This is a genomic window from Streptomyces sp. NPDC058000, assembly GCF_042886435.1.
GTDB lineage: Bacteria > Actinomycetota > Actinomycetes > Streptomycetales > Streptomycetaceae > Streptomyces.
Map to the genome: position 1 here is coordinate 17617 of NZ_JBHVQS010000035.1, position 15306 is coordinate 32922.

The 15306-nt window shown below is 73.0% G+C and carries 13 protein-coding genes; 10 read left to right on the forward strand and 3 right to left on the reverse strand.

What is annotated here, in order from left to right:
* Positions 1-154: 154 nt before the first annotated feature.
* The 6 genes from ACFVT2_RS27910 to mscL all read left to right on the forward strand — a co-directional run bounded on the left by ACFVT2_RS27910 (position 155) and on the right by mscL (position 6326).
* Positions 155-1696, forward strand: coding sequence for a potassium/proton antiporter (locus ACFVT2_RS27910; protein ID WP_390022356.1), 1542 nt, complete (start codon positions 155-157; stop codon positions 1694-1696).
* A gap of 361 nt (positions 1697-2057) precedes the next feature.
* Positions 2058-3356 (forward strand): MFS transporter, encoded by a 1299-nt coding sequence (locus ACFVT2_RS27915; RefSeq protein WP_390022269.1) that lies wholly within the window; start codon positions 2058-2060, stop codon positions 3354-3356.
* A 136-nt stretch (positions 3357-3492) separates the two neighbouring features.
* On the forward strand, positions 3493-3849 hold the full coding sequence (locus ACFVT2_RS27920) for an FmdB family zinc ribbon protein (protein WP_390022270.1): 357 nt from the start codon (positions 3493-3495) through the stop codon (positions 3847-3849).
* 293 nt (positions 3850-4142) lie between these two features.
* Positions 4143-4976, forward strand: coding sequence for an S-methyl-5'-thioadenosine phosphorylase (locus tag ACFVT2_RS27925; protein WP_390022271.1), 834 nt, complete (start codon positions 4143-4145; stop codon positions 4974-4976).
* A gap of 237 nt (positions 4977-5213) precedes the next feature.
* Positions 5214-5405 (forward strand): hypothetical protein, encoded by a 192-nt coding sequence (locus tag ACFVT2_RS27930; protein WP_390022273.1) that lies wholly within the window; start codon positions 5214-5216, stop codon positions 5403-5405.
* A gap of 420 nt (positions 5406-5825) precedes the next feature.
* The gene (gene mscL / locus ACFVT2_RS27935) at positions 5826-6326 is read left to right on the forward strand and encodes a large conductance mechanosensitive channel protein MscL (RefSeq protein ID WP_390022274.1); all 501 of its coding nucleotides are present in this window, start codon (positions 5826-5828) and stop codon (positions 6324-6326) included.
* A gap of 42 nt (positions 6327-6368) precedes the next feature.
* On the opposite strand, the gene ACFVT2_RS27940 is transcribed toward mscL, so the two are convergent.
* Together ACFVT2_RS27940 and ACFVT2_RS27945 are read right to left on the reverse strand one after the other, a co-directional pair.
* The gene (locus ACFVT2_RS27940; RefSeq protein WP_390022275.1) at positions 6369-6767 is read right to left on the reverse strand and encodes a hypothetical protein; all 399 of its coding nucleotides are present in this window, start codon (positions 6765-6767) and stop codon (positions 6369-6371) included.
* A gap of 1014 nt (positions 6768-7781) precedes the next feature.
* On the reverse strand, positions 7782-8273 hold the full coding sequence (locus tag ACFVT2_RS27945; protein ID WP_390022277.1) for an AMP-binding protein: 492 nt from the start codon (positions 8271-8273) through the stop codon (positions 7782-7784).
* Between the two features lie 281 nt (positions 8274-8554).
* Between ACFVT2_RS27945 and ACFVT2_RS27950 the strand changes: the two genes are divergently transcribed.
* Entirely contained in the window at positions 8555-9985 is a 1431-nt protein-coding gene (locus ACFVT2_RS27950; RefSeq protein WP_390022279.1) for an MFS transporter, read from the forward strand.
* An 85-nt stretch (positions 9986-10070) separates the two neighbouring features.
* Here ACFVT2_RS27950 and ACFVT2_RS27955 read toward each other — a convergent pair whose 3' ends face one another.
* Positions 10071-11564 carry a rhodanese-like domain-containing protein gene (locus ACFVT2_RS27955; protein ID WP_390022280.1) on the reverse strand — a complete coding sequence of 498 codons (1494 nt, stop codon included), beginning with the start codon at positions 11562-11564 and terminating at the stop codon, positions 10071-10073.
* Positions 11565-11880: 316 nt separating this feature from the next.
* Between ACFVT2_RS27955 and ACFVT2_RS27960 the strand changes: the two genes are divergently transcribed.
* The 3 genes from ACFVT2_RS27960 (at position 11881) to ACFVT2_RS27970 (ending at position 15280) form a co-directional block, all read left to right on the forward strand.
* Positions 11881-12768, forward strand: a complete 888-nt coding sequence (locus ACFVT2_RS27960) for a GntR family transcriptional regulator (RefSeq protein ID WP_390022281.1) — start codon at positions 11881-11883, stop codon at positions 12766-12768.
* 9 nt (positions 12769-12777) lie between these two features.
* On the forward strand, positions 12778-13785 hold the full coding sequence (locus tag ACFVT2_RS27965) for a sulfite exporter TauE/SafE family protein (RefSeq protein WP_390022283.1): 1008 nt from the start codon (positions 12778-12780) through the stop codon (positions 13783-13785).
* Positions 13786-14041: 256 nt separating this feature from the next.
* Positions 14042-15280, forward strand: a complete 1239-nt coding sequence (locus tag ACFVT2_RS27970; protein ID WP_390022284.1) for an FAD/NAD(P)-binding oxidoreductase — start codon at positions 14042-14044, stop codon at positions 15278-15280.
* Positions 15281-15306 lie beyond the last annotated feature (26 nt).

Below are 15306 nucleotides of genomic sequence, written 5' to 3' on the forward strand. Positions count from 1 at the left end.
GAGCAACCATAGGCGCACCGGTTTGCCGACCCCTACGTGGAGTCACAGCCGAGCACATTAAACTTTCAAGCAATGGTAAATTGTTAGGGTCAGTAACTAGATACGGTAAGGACAACCAGCCCATCCCGACCAAGGCGCGTGGAAGGATCAGCTCCTGACTGTCGAACACCTCAACGAACTCCTGCTGATCTGCTCACTCGTACTGCTCATCGCGGTTGCCGCGGTACGAATCTCCTCGCGCAGCGGGCTCCCCAGCCTGCTCATCTATCTGGGGATAGGCATCGCCATAGGGCAGGACGGCATCGGCGGCGTCATCTTCGACAACGCCGAACTGACCCAACTCCTCGGCTACGCCGCACTGGTGGTGATCCTCGCCGAAGGCGGCCTGGGCACCAAGTGGAAAGAGATCAAACCGGCCCTGCCACGGGCCGCGGTGCTCTCGACCTTCGGCGTCGCGGTGAGCGTCGGGGTCACCGCGGCCGGCGCGCACTACCTCGCCGGTCTCGAATGGCGCCAGGCCCTACTGATCGGCGCGGTGGTCTCGTCCACGGACGCCGCGGCCGTCTTCTCGGTGCTGCGCAGCGTGCCGCTGCCGGCCCGGCTGACGGGTGTCCTGGAAGCCGAATCCGGCTTCAACGACGCCCCGGTGGTCATCCTCGTCGTGGCCTTCTCCGCCGCCGGCCCGACCGAGCACTGGTACGTGCTGCTCGGCGAGATAGCGCTGGAGCTGGCGATCGGCGCCGCCATCGGCCTGGCCATCGGCTGGCTCGGCGCGTACGGCATGCGGCACGTGGCACTGCCCGCCTCCGGTCTGTACCCGATCGCGGTGATGGCCATCGCGGTCTCCGCGTACGCCGCCGGCGCGCTGGCGCACGGCTCCGGCTTCCTCGCCGTCTATCTGGCCGCGGTCGTCCTCGGCAACGCCAAGCTGCCGCACGCACCGGCCACCCGCGGCTTCGCCGAAGGGGTCGGCTGGATCGGCCAGATCGGCATGTTCGTCCTGCTCGGTCTGCTGGTCACCCCGCACAACCTGCTCGACGACATCGTGCCGGCGCTGCTCATCGGCATGATCCTGACGCTGATCGCCCGCCCGCTGTCCGTCTTCACCTCGCTGCTGCCGTTCCGGGTGCCGTGGCAGGAGAAGACCCTGCTGTCCTGGGCCGGGCTGCGCGGCGCGGTGCCGATCGTGCTGGCCACCATCCCGATGGTCAACGACGTCCCCGGCAGCGAGACGGTCTTCAACATCGTCTTCGTCCTGGTCGTGGTCTACACCCTCATCCAGGGCCCGACGCTGCCGTGGCTGGCCCGCCGGCTGCGGCTCGGTGAGGGCGAGGAGCCCGCCGACCTGGGCATCGAGTCGGCGCCGCTGGAGCGGCTGCGGGGCCATCTGCTGTCCACGTCGATAGGCCCCACCTCGCGGATGCACGGTGTGGAGGTCGGCGAGCTGCGGATGCCGGCGGGCGCCGCGGTCACCCTCGTCGTCCGGGACGGCACCAGTTTCGTGCCCTCCCCGACCACGGTGTTGCGGCGCGGCGACGAGCTGCTGGTGGTCGCCACCGACCCGGTGCGGGACGCGGCCGAGCGGCGGCTCCAGGCGGTGTCCCAGGGCGGCAAGCTCGCGGGCTGGCTGGGGACCGGCGCGGAGCGACCCCAGGAAGGAGAGGCGGGGCGCGTCCGGCGGCGCGGGGCCGGGTGACCCGGCGGGCCCCCGGGCCCGCCGCTCGCCCCTACCGGCCCGACTTGCCCGGCCGGGCGCCGAATGTGCGCCATCTCTCCACGGATCCCAAGGAAATCTGCAAGAAGCCCTGGTTAATCCCAGGGCTTCTTTGCCTTCAGCCTGTACAATCAAGTAGGAAATTTGTACGGATCACGAACCAACTCTGCCTGACGCAGAGCTGGCGCGACCGCTCGGCGGCCGCGGTCCCCTGCCACACGCAGCCACCCCTTTCGGTGCGGACCATGCGGTATCACTCGGTCCTGCGCGAGAGGACAGCTCTCGGCGCGTACCTGTGACGATCTCGCGGGGTAGCGCTACCAGGCGGCAGAAAGGCCCGGCCGTGGCATCCGCGGTCAAGGACTCCCGTCCCGGTTACGGACAACTTTTGCGCACGCCCGGTGCGTGGACCTTCCTGTTGCCCGGCTTCCTGGCCCGGCAGCCGTTCGCAATGCTGACCATCGGCATCGTTCTGCTCGTCCAGTCCACCACCGGCTCCTACGGCACCGCCGGCGCGGTCTCCGCCGCCACCGGTGTCTCGATGGCGCTGTTCGCCCCGCAGGGCGGCAAGCTCGCCGACCGCTTCGGCCAGCGCGCCGTCCTGATCCCCGGCGTCCTGGTGCACGTCGCCGGCGTCTCCGCCCTGATCGTCCTCGCCCTCGCGCACGCTCCCCTATGGGCGCTGCTCGCGGTCGCCGTCCCCACGGGCGCCTCGACGCCGCAGGTCGGCCCGATGGTGCGGGCCCGCTGGGCGGCGAAGCTGGGCGGCAGCCCGCTGATGCCCACCGCCGCCGCCTTCGAGTCGGTGACCGACGAGTTCACCTTCGTCGTCGGCCCGGTGCTGGCGACCGCGCTGTGCACCGGCGTCCACCCGGCCGCCGGCCTGATCGCCGAGGCCGTGCTGTCGCTGGCCGGCGGTCTGCTGTTCGCCTCGCAGCGGCGCACCCAACCGCCCGTCCACCGGGGGCAGTCCGACGACAGCCCGCGCGTCTCGGCCCTGTCCCTCCCCGGCGTGCGCGTCCTGATCGTGGCGTTCCTCGGCATCGGCTCGGTCTTCGGCGGCATGCAGGTCTCGCTGACCGCGCTCACCGAGCACATCGGCCAGCCCGGCATCAACGGCGTCCTCTACGGCATCTTCGCGGGCGGCAACATGCTCGCCGGCATCGCCTGCGGCACGATCGCCTGGAAGGTCGGCCCGAGCCGCCGCCTGCTGGTCGCCTACGGGCTGCTGGCACTGGCCACCACCCCGCTGTGGGCGGTGACCGCGATACCGCTGCTGGGCGCCCTCGGCCTGGTCGTCGGCCTGTGCATCGCCCCCGCGCTGATCACCGGCTACACCCTCGTCGAGTCGCTGGTCCCGGCCACCGCCCGGACCGAGGCGTTCACCTGGCTGACCGGCGCGGTCGCCCTCGGCCAGGCGGTGGCGGCCACCTCCGCCGGCCAGCTGGCCGACCGCTTCGGCCCGAGCTCCGGATTCCTGGTGCCGCTGGCCGGTACGGCGCTGGCCCTGGTGGTCCTGCTGACCCTGCGGGCCCATCTGGTGCCCCGGTCGTCGAAGGTCGTCACCGGTGCGGCGGGTGCCGCCGGCACCGCCACCGACACCGCCGCCGACGAGCGGGAACGCGAGCTGAGCGCCGCCTGAGCGGGCGTGAAGCGGGGGCCGGGACCCGGCGTGGAGTCGGTCACCGTAGGACGTTCACGGTGGACTGACGCGCAGGAATACTGCAAGATGGAGCGTCGTTAGCACTCAATGAGTGAGAGTGCCAGGAGGAAGTCAAGTGCCGACCTACCAGTACCAGTGCACCGCGTGCGGCGAGGGCCTTGAGGCCGTGCAGAAGTTCACCGACGACGCGCTCACCGAGTGCCCCAGCTGCAACGGACGCCTCAAGAAGGTGTTCTCGGCGGTCGGCATCGTCTTCAAGGGCTCCGGCTTCTACCGCAACGACAGCCGCGGCTCGTCGTCCAGCAGCAGCCCCGCCAGCAGCTCCACGCCGTCGAGCGGCTCCTCGTCGAGCGGCTCCACCCCCTCGACGTCGTCGCCTTCTCCGTCTTCGTCTTCCTCCGCGTCGTCTTCGTCCTCGTCGTCCTCGGGCAGCAAGTCGACGGCCTCGGCGAGCACCGGCTCGGCCGCCTGACCTGCGGCAGCAGCCCGGCACGCGCGACGACGCCGGCAACCGGACTTCCGGGCCCCGCCCTCCCCACCAGGGGACGGCGGGGCTCGCTGCGTTCCCCCCGGGGTGCGCGACGTTCCGGGACGCCGGGCGGGCGGCACCATCGGCAGGGGCGGGGCGGGACGCGCGTCGAGCCCGCCCTGACGCCCAGCCCTGACGCCTCGTCCTGTTGCCTCGTCCTGTCGCCCCGGGTCGTTCGCGCCACCGTTCCACCGGCCCACCAGCGGGCCGCTGCCACGCCCCGATAGTGTGACCGCATGGCTGACGCGGAGATTGGCGTTATCGGCGGGTCGGGGTTCTACTCCTTCCTGGACGACGTGACCGAGATCACTGTGGACACGCCCTACGGGCGCCCCAGCGACTCCTTGTTCCTCGGTGAGATCGCCGGCCGTTCGGTCGCGTTCCTGCCCCGGCACGGCCGCGGCCACCACCTCCCGCCGCACCGCATCAACTACCGCGCCAACCTCTGGGCACTGCGCTCCCTCGGCGTGCGCCAGGTCCTCGGCCCGTGCGCGGTCGGCGGACTGCGCCCCGAATACGGCCCGGGCACGCTGCTCGTCCCCGATCAGCTCGTGGACCGCACCAAGACCCGCGTCCAGACGTACTTCGACGGCGAACCGCTCCCGGACGGGGGCGTCCCCAACGTCGTCCACCTCACCTTCGCCGACCCGTACTGCCCCACCGGCCGCCGGGCCGCCCTGAGCGCCGCCCGCGGCCGGGACTGGGAGCCGGTCGACGGCGGCACCCTCGTGGTGATAGAGGGCCCGCGCTTCTCCACCCGCGCCGAGTCGCGCTGGCACGCCGCGCAGGGCTGGTCGGTGGTCGGCATGACCGGCCACCCCGAGGCCGTCCTGGCCCGCGAGCTGAGCCTCTGCTACACCTCGCTGACCCTGGTCACCGACCTGGACGCGGGCACCGAGACCGGCGAGGGCGTCTCCCACGAGGAGGTCCTCAAGGTCTTCGGCGAGAACATCAGCCGGCTCCGCGAGGTCCTCTTCGACACCGTCGCCGCACTGCCCACCAACGCCGAGCGCGCCTGCCTGTGCACGGACGCGCACCAGGGGTGGGACCTGGGGATCGAACTGCCGTAGGCGCGGGGGCGCCAGCTTCCGCGGGGCCGGGGCGGGCGACTGCCGAACACCCCTGGCGGGTGACGGAGTTGTCCACAACCGCGGGGCCCGTCCACAGGCCGGAGCGGGCCGCGGCGCATTGCGGCACGGTGGTGATCGCCGGGACCGAACGCCGGTCCCGCTTCCGCACCATAGGCGGTGATCACCATGCCCTGCCCCTCCCCGACCCCCACCCTGCCCGCTCCCCCACGGTGTGAAGTGCCGCACTTCGCCCCCGTCCGCGCGAGCGGCCGCCACGGCCGATGGCGCGGGGCGGCCCACCGGCGGCTGCTCGCCGTCGTCCTGGCAACGACCGCCGCAGCACTGGCCACCGGCCTGTCGCACGGCCCGGTGCGCACCGCTTCCGCGCCCGCCACCTGCTCCGCCGCGGCGACCTCCGGGGGGCGGTGACGATGCCGACCCGGCGCCAAGATCGAGTGGCGTCTCCCGCCCGGGCACGCGAGACTTCTGCGAGTGGCGGGGCACCTGCCGCGCGCCGTTCGCTACGGCGCGCCCGCACCACCGATACCGATGCCGCTATCGGCACCGCCGCACCAATCGCCGCCGCCAGGGCCCTGCCGAGCAGCCGGATCCGCCACCCCCCGGTGGCTCCCGGCTCCCGCACGGCCGCCCGGCCTCCCCATACGAGCCGCCCTCGGCACAGCCCGGTCCCCCGGATCCGCACCCGTACGGATACCGATACCCGCACTGGCGCTCTGGTCGATCGCTGGTTCGTGTTGCGCGATTGGACACCTCCGCCCCGCCCTGCCGTAAGTTGCGGTGCTGATTGTCGGTGCACCGTCCAAAGCAAGCGTGGAAAGAGGCTGTCAGGTGAGCGCGAACAAGAGCGTCCTCCAGGGATTCAAGGATTTCCTGATGCGCGGCAACGTCATCGAACTCGCGGTGGCGGTCGTCGTCGGTGCGGCGTTCACGAGCATCGTCAACGCGGTGGTCAAGGGCGTTATCAACCCGGTCGTCGGTGCCTTCGGCTCGCAGAACCTCGACAACTACCAGTCCTGCCTCACCACGTGCTCGGTGGACAAGAAGACCGGTCTGTACGTCGACGGCATCTACGTCCTGTGGGGCTCGGTGCTCAGCGCGGCGCTGACGTTCCTGATCACCGCGGGCGTCGTCTACTTCCTCATGATCCTGCCGATGAGCCGGTGGAAGGCCCGCCAGGACGCGAAGAAGCCGGTCGACGACGCTCCGGCGGCCCCGACCGAGATCGAACTGCTCACCGAGATCCGCGACGCCCTGATCGCCCAGCGCAACGGCACCTCCGCCGCTCCGGGGGCGGCCGCGGCGGCCATCGTCGCGCAGAAGACGCAGTAGTAGCGAGCGCTACGGACGGACTGAGCCGCCCCCTCGCCTCGCTCAGAGGTGGTGGGGCGGCTTTTCGTCGAGGAAACGGGCGAGGTCGGCGGCGCCGTCCCTGGTGGTGGGCCGCTCACCCCAGCCGCGGTCGGTGTCGTCCGAGGACTGCTGGCTCAGCGGATCGTCGAAGATCAAGGCCGCGGCGTTCCTCGGCGCCGGCCGCGCGGCAGCGGCGGGCTTGTGGGCGCCCCGGGGTGCGGGGGCCTCGGCCAGGGCGGGAGCGGCCCCCTCCGAGCCGGCCGGGGCGAGGGTCTCGGACGCGCCCGCGGTGGCGGCTTCGGGCGCCGGGCTCGGGTCACCGGCTCGGGTGCCCCGGCTGCCCCGGGCGGTCGGCTCGGGCTCGGGTTGAGACTGGGGCTGCGGTTGCGGCTGGGGCTGGGGCTGGGACGGGGTGCTCACCCCTTCAGGGTACGGGCGGGACACCTCGCCCCGGCGCTCCGGATCCTGCCGTCCGGGTCCCGCCGTCCGCCCTGAGGATGGCGGCGTCGTCCCGTCGTCCCGTGTGGTGAGAGTGCGTGCCGGGGCGCCGCCGAGCGTTGGCCGTGGGAGCGGGGCCAGCGGGCGGGAGTTTGAGGACCGGGCCCTAAGTGCTCCGGGTGCCCTTCTCGTGGGTGGGTATCGGATGGGGTCGGTGCGCGACCTGCGGGCGGGTGGGCGGCCCGTGCTCGGCACACCCTCGCCCAAGCGACCGGCCACGCTCAGAACCGGGGAGGGGGTGGGGGTGGGGGTGATGGCCACGGGCTTTGCGATTCGGCATGGCTACCGGGCTTCCGTATGGGGTCGGGAAGACCCACGCTAGGAGCGCATGCGACGTACGGCCCGCTGTGTGGCGCATCGGGGTGTGGGGCCCGAGGTGTGGGGCCCGGGGTGATGCGCGGCGTGATGCGCGGCGTGATGTGTGGGGGCGGGCGCGGGGTGGGCGCTGGCCGGGGCCCGGTGCGACGCCTGGGCGGGTGCGGGCTGGGTCGCGGTGTGCCCGGTGCGGTGCCTGGGCGTGGTGCGGCTCGGCGTTGCGGTGTCCCCGGTGCGGTGTCCCCGGTGCGGTGCGCCTAGTGCGGTGGACCGGGTGAGGTGCGCCGGGTGCGGTGCGTGGGTGGGGTGCGTCGGTGCGTTACGGCGGGGGCGGTGCCCTTGCCGGGTGTGACGGCGGGGAGGGCGAGACAGTGCTCGTGGTCGGGGCGGGGCAGCGCGCGTGGTCGGGCGGCGCTCGCCGTATAGGGGCGCCCCATAGGTGGGTGCCCCCGCAGATGGGTCTCCCCGTAGGTGGGTGCCCGCGTAGGTGAGGGCTCGCTCCCGTAGGCGGGAGCTCTGGTAGGCAGGAACCCCGGTATGCGGGAGCTCCGGTATGCAGGAGCTCCGGTATGCAGGAGCTCCGGTATGCAGGAGCTCCGGTAGGTGCGGGATGCCTGTAGGTCAGTCGGTGGCGAGGGCCTCGTGCCACCACTGGTCGCGGCCGGGCTTCCAGGAGACCGGGCGGGAGCAGCGGTTCACCACCAGGACGGTGCGCGGCAGGCTGCTCGCGTCCGTGGCGGCGCTCCGCGCCAGCGCGTGGTCCAGCAGCGGCTTCACCGGCCGCACGGACCCGTCCCAGAACGCCGCGTCCGCCGTGATCAGCACCCGGATCCCCGACTCCCGGATGCGCGCGGCCAGTTCGGGTACGGTCAGCGAGACCGGCAATGTGGTGCGTATCGCGTCCAGTCGACCACAGGCGAGCGTGGCGATCACCGACTCGGGCACCAGCGGCAGGTGCACCGCGACCCGGTCGCCGGCGCGCACCCCGAAGCGGGTCAGTGCGGCCGCCGCCCGTTCGGCCTGATCCAGGAGCATGCCGTGCGTCAGCTCCTCCAGACGGCCCGGCTCCCCGCTCCAGGTGAGGGCGATCTGCGACGCATCGGGCTCTTGCACTTCCCGGGCGTCATCTGCATGCTCTGAGATCACACGGCGCAACATGCGCATCAGCATGGAGATTTGCGATCAACGATCGCTGAACGTCCGCTGTACGGCCCCACGGGAACCGTACGGCTCCACGGGGTCGGCGCCGGCCCCTTCTCGCACCCGCACGGTAGCGCGGCACGTTCCTGCCTCTTCCTGCCCCGGTCCGGTGCACTTCATCCCTCCTCTTCTCCCTTCCTTCCCTTGCGTGGTTTCCGTTTGGTGTTCGAGTTGAGAGGTGGGTTGTCGGCGCCATGTCCGTATCTCCGATGAACGGGCTTTCCCCCGAGGGCCGTTGGGCGCAGGCTGCGCTGGCCGTCGGGGCGTTCTGCGTCCAGTTGGATTCCTTCGCGCTCAATCCGGTGCTGCCCGTCGTCCGGGCCGATCTGCACGGTTCCCCGGCCGCGGCGCCGTGGGTGGTCAGTGGCTATCTGGTCGCCGCCGGGGCGCTGATGCCGGTGGCCGGGCGGCTGGCCGACCTCTACGGGCGGCGGCGGATGGTGGCCCTCGGAGCGGTGCTCTTCGGGGTGAGCGCTGCTCTGTGTGCGGTGGCTCCGTCGCTGTCTTTCCTGGTGGCGGCGCGGGTGGCGCAGGGCGCGGGCGGCGCGCTGATCATGCCCGCGGGGCTGGCGCTGCTCACCAACGCCTGTCCGCCGGGCCACGGGCGGCGGGCGACCGGGCGGGCGTTGGGCCTGGCCGGGCTGGCCACCGTATGCGGCCCGTTCCTCGGTGGCGTCCTGGCCCAATCGGCTTCCTGGCGGGCCGTGTTCTGGATGACGGTGCCGCTGGCCGCGGCCGCGGTGTGGTGTGCTCGCCGGGCGGCCGAGTCCCGGGACGCGGCCGCCGCGGAGCTCCCCCTGGACGTGGCCGGTGCGGTGACCGCGACCGGCGCCCTGGTGTGCCTGGCACGGTGGCTGGAACACGTCGCCGTCTGGGGCTGGGCGGCGGGTGCGTTGCTGCTGGGCGCACTGTTCGTACGGGCCGAACGGCGCGCGCCGGCGCCGCTGGTGGACCTCACCCTCTTCCGCAACCTGCCCTACGTGACGCTGACCGCGGCCGGGGCGGTCGCCAACGCGGCGACCGTGGCGCTGCTGTACGTGATCCCCATGACGCTCCAACAGGGGCACGGGTGGGCGGTGTTGGAGGCGGGGGTGGCGTTCCTCGGCCCGGCCGCCGCGTTGGCCGTCGGGGGTCCGGTGGCCGGGCGGGTCCGTCCGGGGGCGGCCATGCCCGTGATGGCGCTGTGCCTGGCCGGCGCCGGGGGCGCACTGTGGGCGGCCGGGGCCGTTACGGGGGCGTTCGCGCTGTTGGTGGCCTCGACGGGCGCCGCGGCGGCGCTGGGGGTGGCGGGCGGGCTGGCTCTTACAGGGACCCAGGCCGTGGTCCGCCGGGAACGCGCGGGGGAGGCTTCGGGCGTCACCAAGTCCGTCCTGACCGTTACGGCGGGGTTGGGGTTGACCCTTACGGGCGCGGGTGCGGGCGCCACGTCGGGGCCCGGGGGTTCGGGAGGTTCGGGAAGTCCCGTGGGTGCCATGGGGTCTGTGGGGCCCGATGGTCCCGTGAGTACGGCCGGTGGCGGGGTGCTGCCGTCACTGGCGCTGCCGGCGGTGGGGTGCCTGGTGGGGGCGGTGCTGGTGGCGGCGGCGGTGCTGGTGGTGCTGGTGGTGGCACTGAGGCGTCGGTAACGGTCACCGGACGGGACAGAGGAAAAGGAAGACGAAGAGAAGGGGAGGAGGGGAGGAGGGGGAGGGCCAGGGCCCTCCCCCTGGGTCAGGCGGTGGCGGGGGCCGGGTAGCCGCCCGAGACGTCGCTCACGTCGGCGAAGCCCTGGGCTTCCAGGAGTGCCGCCGCGATCATCGAGCGGTTGCCGCTGCGGCAGTAGAGGACGACCGGGCGGGCCGGGTCCAGTTCGTCGAGCCGGTCGAGGAGTGCGGCCAGCGGGATGTTGCGGGCGCCGGGCAGGGCGCCCGCCGCGTACTCGGCCGGGTTGCGGACGTCGATCAGCTGGGCGCCGGCCACCGGGTCCAGGGGCAGCCGTTCGAGCAGGTCGGACAGGGGCAGGCGGTTGCTGCGGCGGGTGAGTTCCGGGGCGCCCGTCAGGACGCCGGCCGGGTCGGGCAGGTGGCCGAGGACCCGGTCGTAGCCGATGCGGGCGAGGCGGAGGCGGGCCTCGTGCTCCGTGCCGGGGGCGGCGAGGAGGACGATCGGGGTGCCGGGGGCCATCACGCTGCCGGCGTACTCCGCGAACCGGGTGTCCAGGCCGGCGTGCAGGGACCCGGCGAGGTGGGCGCGGGCGTAGTCGGTGGCCGGGCGGCAGTCGAGCAGGGCGGCGCCGTGCTGGTCGCGGGCGGTGAGCGCCTCGTCCAGGGTGAGCGGGGCCGGCGGTGCGGAGTCCCGTAGGGGGTGGCCGTCGCGGTTGAGGGCCGCGTCGTGTGCGAAGTAGCCCGGGGTGGCGGGCTGTTCGGCGGTGACCAGCTGGACGAAGGCGTCCGGCGTCATGGGCTGGAGCGCGTAGTTGAGGCGGCGCTGGTCGCCGAGGGTGGAGCTGGTCTCGGTGGAGATGCTGCGGCCGCAGGCCGAGCCGGCGCCGTGTGCGGGAAAGATCCGGGTCGCGTCCGGGAGGGGCAGCAGTTTGGTGTGCAGGGAGCGGTAGAGGCGTGCCGCCATGTCCTGTGGGGAGTGTCCGGCGGCGGAGAGCAGGTCGGGACGGCCGACGTCGCCGACGAAGAGGGTGTCGCCGGTCAGGACGCCGAACGGCACGTCGTCGTCGGGGTTCTCCCGGATGACCAGGCAGATGGATTCCAGAGTGTGGCCGGGGGTGGCGAGGACGGTGAGGGTGACCCCGGATTCCGCACCTGATTCCGGGCCTGATTCCGATCCTGCCTCCGGGCCTGCCTCCGCACCTGATGTCGCCCCTGGCGTCGGGCCTGGCGCTGTTCCGGGCGCTGTTCCGGGCTCGGTGGTGCCCAGGCAGATGCGTTCGCCGTCGCGTAACCGCCGTATGGGGAAGCCGGTTTCGGCGGCCGCGCCGAAGGCGATCTCGGCGCCGGTCGCCCGGGCCGCCTCCAGGTGCCCGGAGAGGAAGTCGGCGTGAATGTGCGTCTCGATGACGAGTTCGATGCGCAGGCCGGCCGCTTCGGCGTCGGCCAGGTACTCGTCGATGTCGCGGCGCGGGTCGACGAGGACGGCGCGCCCGGTGTTCTGATCGCCGATCAGGTACGACGCCTGGGACAGGCAGTCGAGGTAGTACTGCGCGAAGTGCACGGTCGGGCCTCCAGGGGTGCGCGGCGCCCGTGCGCGGCGGTCGGCTCGCTCGGGCTGGGAGCGTGGACGGCTGAATGCACCGTGTATACCGCTCCGTTGTGCGGATGCACGGATGTACGTACATTAGGTACCCGGTTGGCGAGGGACAAGCCGAGCCCCCTCCCCGCAGGCCGAAGGCAGACCGAAGGCAGGCCGAAGGCAGACCGAAGGCAGGCCGGACGGCAGCTGAACGCAGGCCGGACGACGGCCGAAGACAGGCCGGCCGAAGGACGGACGGCAGCCACAGGCAGGCCGGACGACGGACGAGAGGACCGAGATGACGCCGCCCCAGCCCGAACCACCGGGCGCGCACGGCCGGATGACCCCACCCGGCCGGACGGCCCCGCACGGCGACGACGGCAGCGGCGACGGCGACGGCGACGGCGACGCGTACGGACCGAGCCCGTTGGACCGCGGTTCCCCGCTGCCCCTGTGGGCGCAGCTGTTGGACGATCTGCGCCGCCGGATGGAAGTCGGCGCGTTCACCGAGGAGTTCCCGGCCGAGCACCGGCTGACGGGCGAGTACGAGGTCAGCCGGCACACCGTCCGGGAGGCGCTGCGCAAACTGCGCGCCGACGGCCTGGTGATCGCCGAACGCGGCCGCGCCAGCCGCCTGGACACCCGCCGCATACAGCAGCCGCTCGGCTCCCTCTACAGCCTCTTCCGTGACCTGGAGGCCCAGGGCGTGGAGCAGCGCAGCGAGGTGCTGCGGCTGGAGCGGACCGCGGACGCGACGGTCGCCGGCCACCTGGGGCTGGTGTTGGACGCGCCCCTGGTCGTCCTGGAGCGGCTGCGGCTCGCGGACGGTGAACCGCTCGCCCACGACACCGCGTACCTACCGGCCGACCTCGCCGAGCCCCTGCTGGAGGCCGACTTCGGGCACACCTCGCTCTACGGCGAGCTGTCCCGGCGCTGCGGGGTGAAGGTCACCGGTGGTCGGGAGCGGATCGCTCCGTTCCTGCCGGACATCCGGCAGGCGTGGCTGCTCGGACTGGCCGACCGCGAGGCGGCGTTCGCCATCGAACGGATCGGGCGGGCCGGGGACCGGCCGGTGGAATGGCGCGAGACGGTGGTCCGTGGCGACCGCTTCGCGTTCGTCGCCGAGTGGTCCGATGCCAGCCGGGCGGTCGCCCTGGCTCCGCGCGCCGCGGCGCCGTCCGTCTAACGGGCCGCCATGTCCGTCCTCATAGTCGCGGCGGCACTGCCCTGCGGGTTGCTGATCGGTCTGCTGCTGGGTGCGCTCGGCGGTGGCGGTTCGGTGCTGGCGGTGCCGGCCCTGGTCTATCTGATGGGCCAGTCACCGCACGAGGCGACCGCGGGCGCCCTGGTGGTGGTCGCGGTCGGCGCGGTCAGCGGGCTGCTCTGCCACGCCCGGGCCGGCCGGGTCCGCTGGGCCTCCGGGGCGACGTTCGGGGCGCTGGGGACGGCCGGTAGCTTCGCCGGCTCCCGCTGGAGCGCGGCCCTGGACCCGGGGGTCCTGATGGCGGCGTTCTCGGTGCTGATGCTCGTGGTGGCGGCGGGGATGGTGTTGCGCGGCACCCGGGGGAGCGAGCGGGCCGATACGGAGGACGGGGCGGAGGACGGCACCAAGGACAGGGCGGGGGGCAGGGCAGAGGAATCGATACTTCGAGTGCGGGCGGTGCGCTTACGGAAGGTGGTGTGCCGGTCCTTAGGGAAGCCCACCGGGGCGCCGACCGGGTCGCCCACCAGGCCGCCCACCGGGTCGCCCGAATCCCGCACCTCCGCGGGCCCCCACCGGCCCCACCAGTCCCACGGTCCCCGCCCCCACCGTCCCCACAGCCCCCGCCCCGGCCCCCGTCCGCTCCGCACCATCGTGACCGCCTCCTCCGTAGGGCTGCTCACCGGCTTCTTCGGGGTGGGTGGCGGTTTCGTCGTCGTGCCGGCCCTCACTCTCGTCCTCGGCCTGGAGATGCCGGTCGCCGTCGGCACCTCGCTGCTGGTGATCCTGATCAACTCCGGTGTGGCACTGGCGACCCGGGCCGGTACCGGTTCCCTGGACTGGCCCCTGCTTGCCACCCTCGCGGCCTGCGCCGCGGCCGGCAGCCACCTCGGCAACCGGCTCGCCGGCCGCCTGCGCCCGCAGACCCTCACCACCTCCTTCGCCGCCCTCGTCGCCGTCCTGGCGCTGGCGATGGCGGCCACCACGCTGCCCGGCCTGTGAAGCCACCGCCCGAACGCCGCGACGCCCCACCGCCCACGCCCCACCGAACCCACCCCCGAGCCCAAGCCGAAGCCGACGACGAGCCGAAGCCGAGCCGAAGCCCCCGAACACCCCACGCCCCCGGTTCACCCCGCATCCCCAACCCCCATGAGCCACCCACTAGCCACCCGCAATTCCCAGTAATCCCCAGCAATCCCCAGTGATCCCCAGTGATCCCCAACAACCCCCAGTGACCACCAGCAGTCAGGAGACACGCATGACCCGGCCCGCAGCCGACGGGGACCCCGCGCCCGCCACCGCCCCCGTCCACCACCAGATCCTGATCGTCGGCGGCGGCACCGCGGGCATCACCGTCGCCGCCCGGTTACGCCGCGCCGGCCTCCGCGACATCGCGCTGCTGGAACCCGCCGATACGCACTGGTACCAGCCGCTGTGGACCCTGGTCGGCGGCGGCCAGGCGCCGCTGCGGGCCGCGCTGCGCCCCGAGGCGGAGGTCATCCCGCCCGGTGTGCGCTGGCTGCGGGAGCGCGCCACCGCCGTCGACCCGGTGGCCCGTACGGTCACCACCGCCACCGGCCGGGTGTTCTCCTACGGGCGGCTGGTCCTGGCACCCGGTCTGCGGCTCGACTGGGACGGCGTGCCGGGGCTGGCGTCGGCCGTCGGCCACAACGGGGTGAGCAGCAACTACCGGGCCGACCTCGCCCCGTACACCTGGGAGCTGATCCGTCGGATGCGGCGCGGTACGGCGGTGTTCACCATGCCGTCCGGGCCGGTCAAGTGCGGTGGCGCGCCGCAGAAGATCGCGTACCTGGCGGCGGACTACTGGCGTAAACGCGGTGTCCTGGGCGCCATCCGCACCGTACTCGTCCTCCCGGAACCCTCCCTCTTCAAGGTGCCGGTCTTCGCCCGGGCCCTGGAGGGGACCGCCCGCCGCTACGGCATCGAGGTGCGCCTACAGACCGAACTGACCCGGCTGGACGGCCCGGAACGCGCGGCCGTCCTCACCGACCACGCCACCGGCCGCACCGAGACCGTCCACTACGACCTGCTGCACGCGGTACCGCCGCAGCGCGCACCGCAGTGGCTCGCCGACGGCCCGTTGGCCGACCCGGGCTCCCCCCACGGGTACGTCAAGACGGACCCGCACACCCTCCAAAACCCCGATTTCCCCGAGGTGTTCGCCCTGGGGGACGTGGCCCACCTCCCCACGTCCAAGACGGGCGCCGCGATCCGCAAGCAGGCCCCGGTGCTCGTCGCCAACCTCCTCGCCGGGCTCCGCGGCCGCCCCGCCACCGCCCGCTACGACGGCTACACCTCCTGCCCCCTGGTCACCGCCCGGCACAAGATGCTGCTGGCCGAGTTCGACTACGACCTGCGCCCCGCCCCGTCGTTCCCCTTCCTCGACACCACCCGGGAACGCACCGACATGTGGTTCCTCAAGCGCTACGGCCTGCCGCAGCTCTACTTCCAGGGGATGTTGAAGGGGCGGGCCTAGCCACGGACATGGTCCGGCCGGCCGAC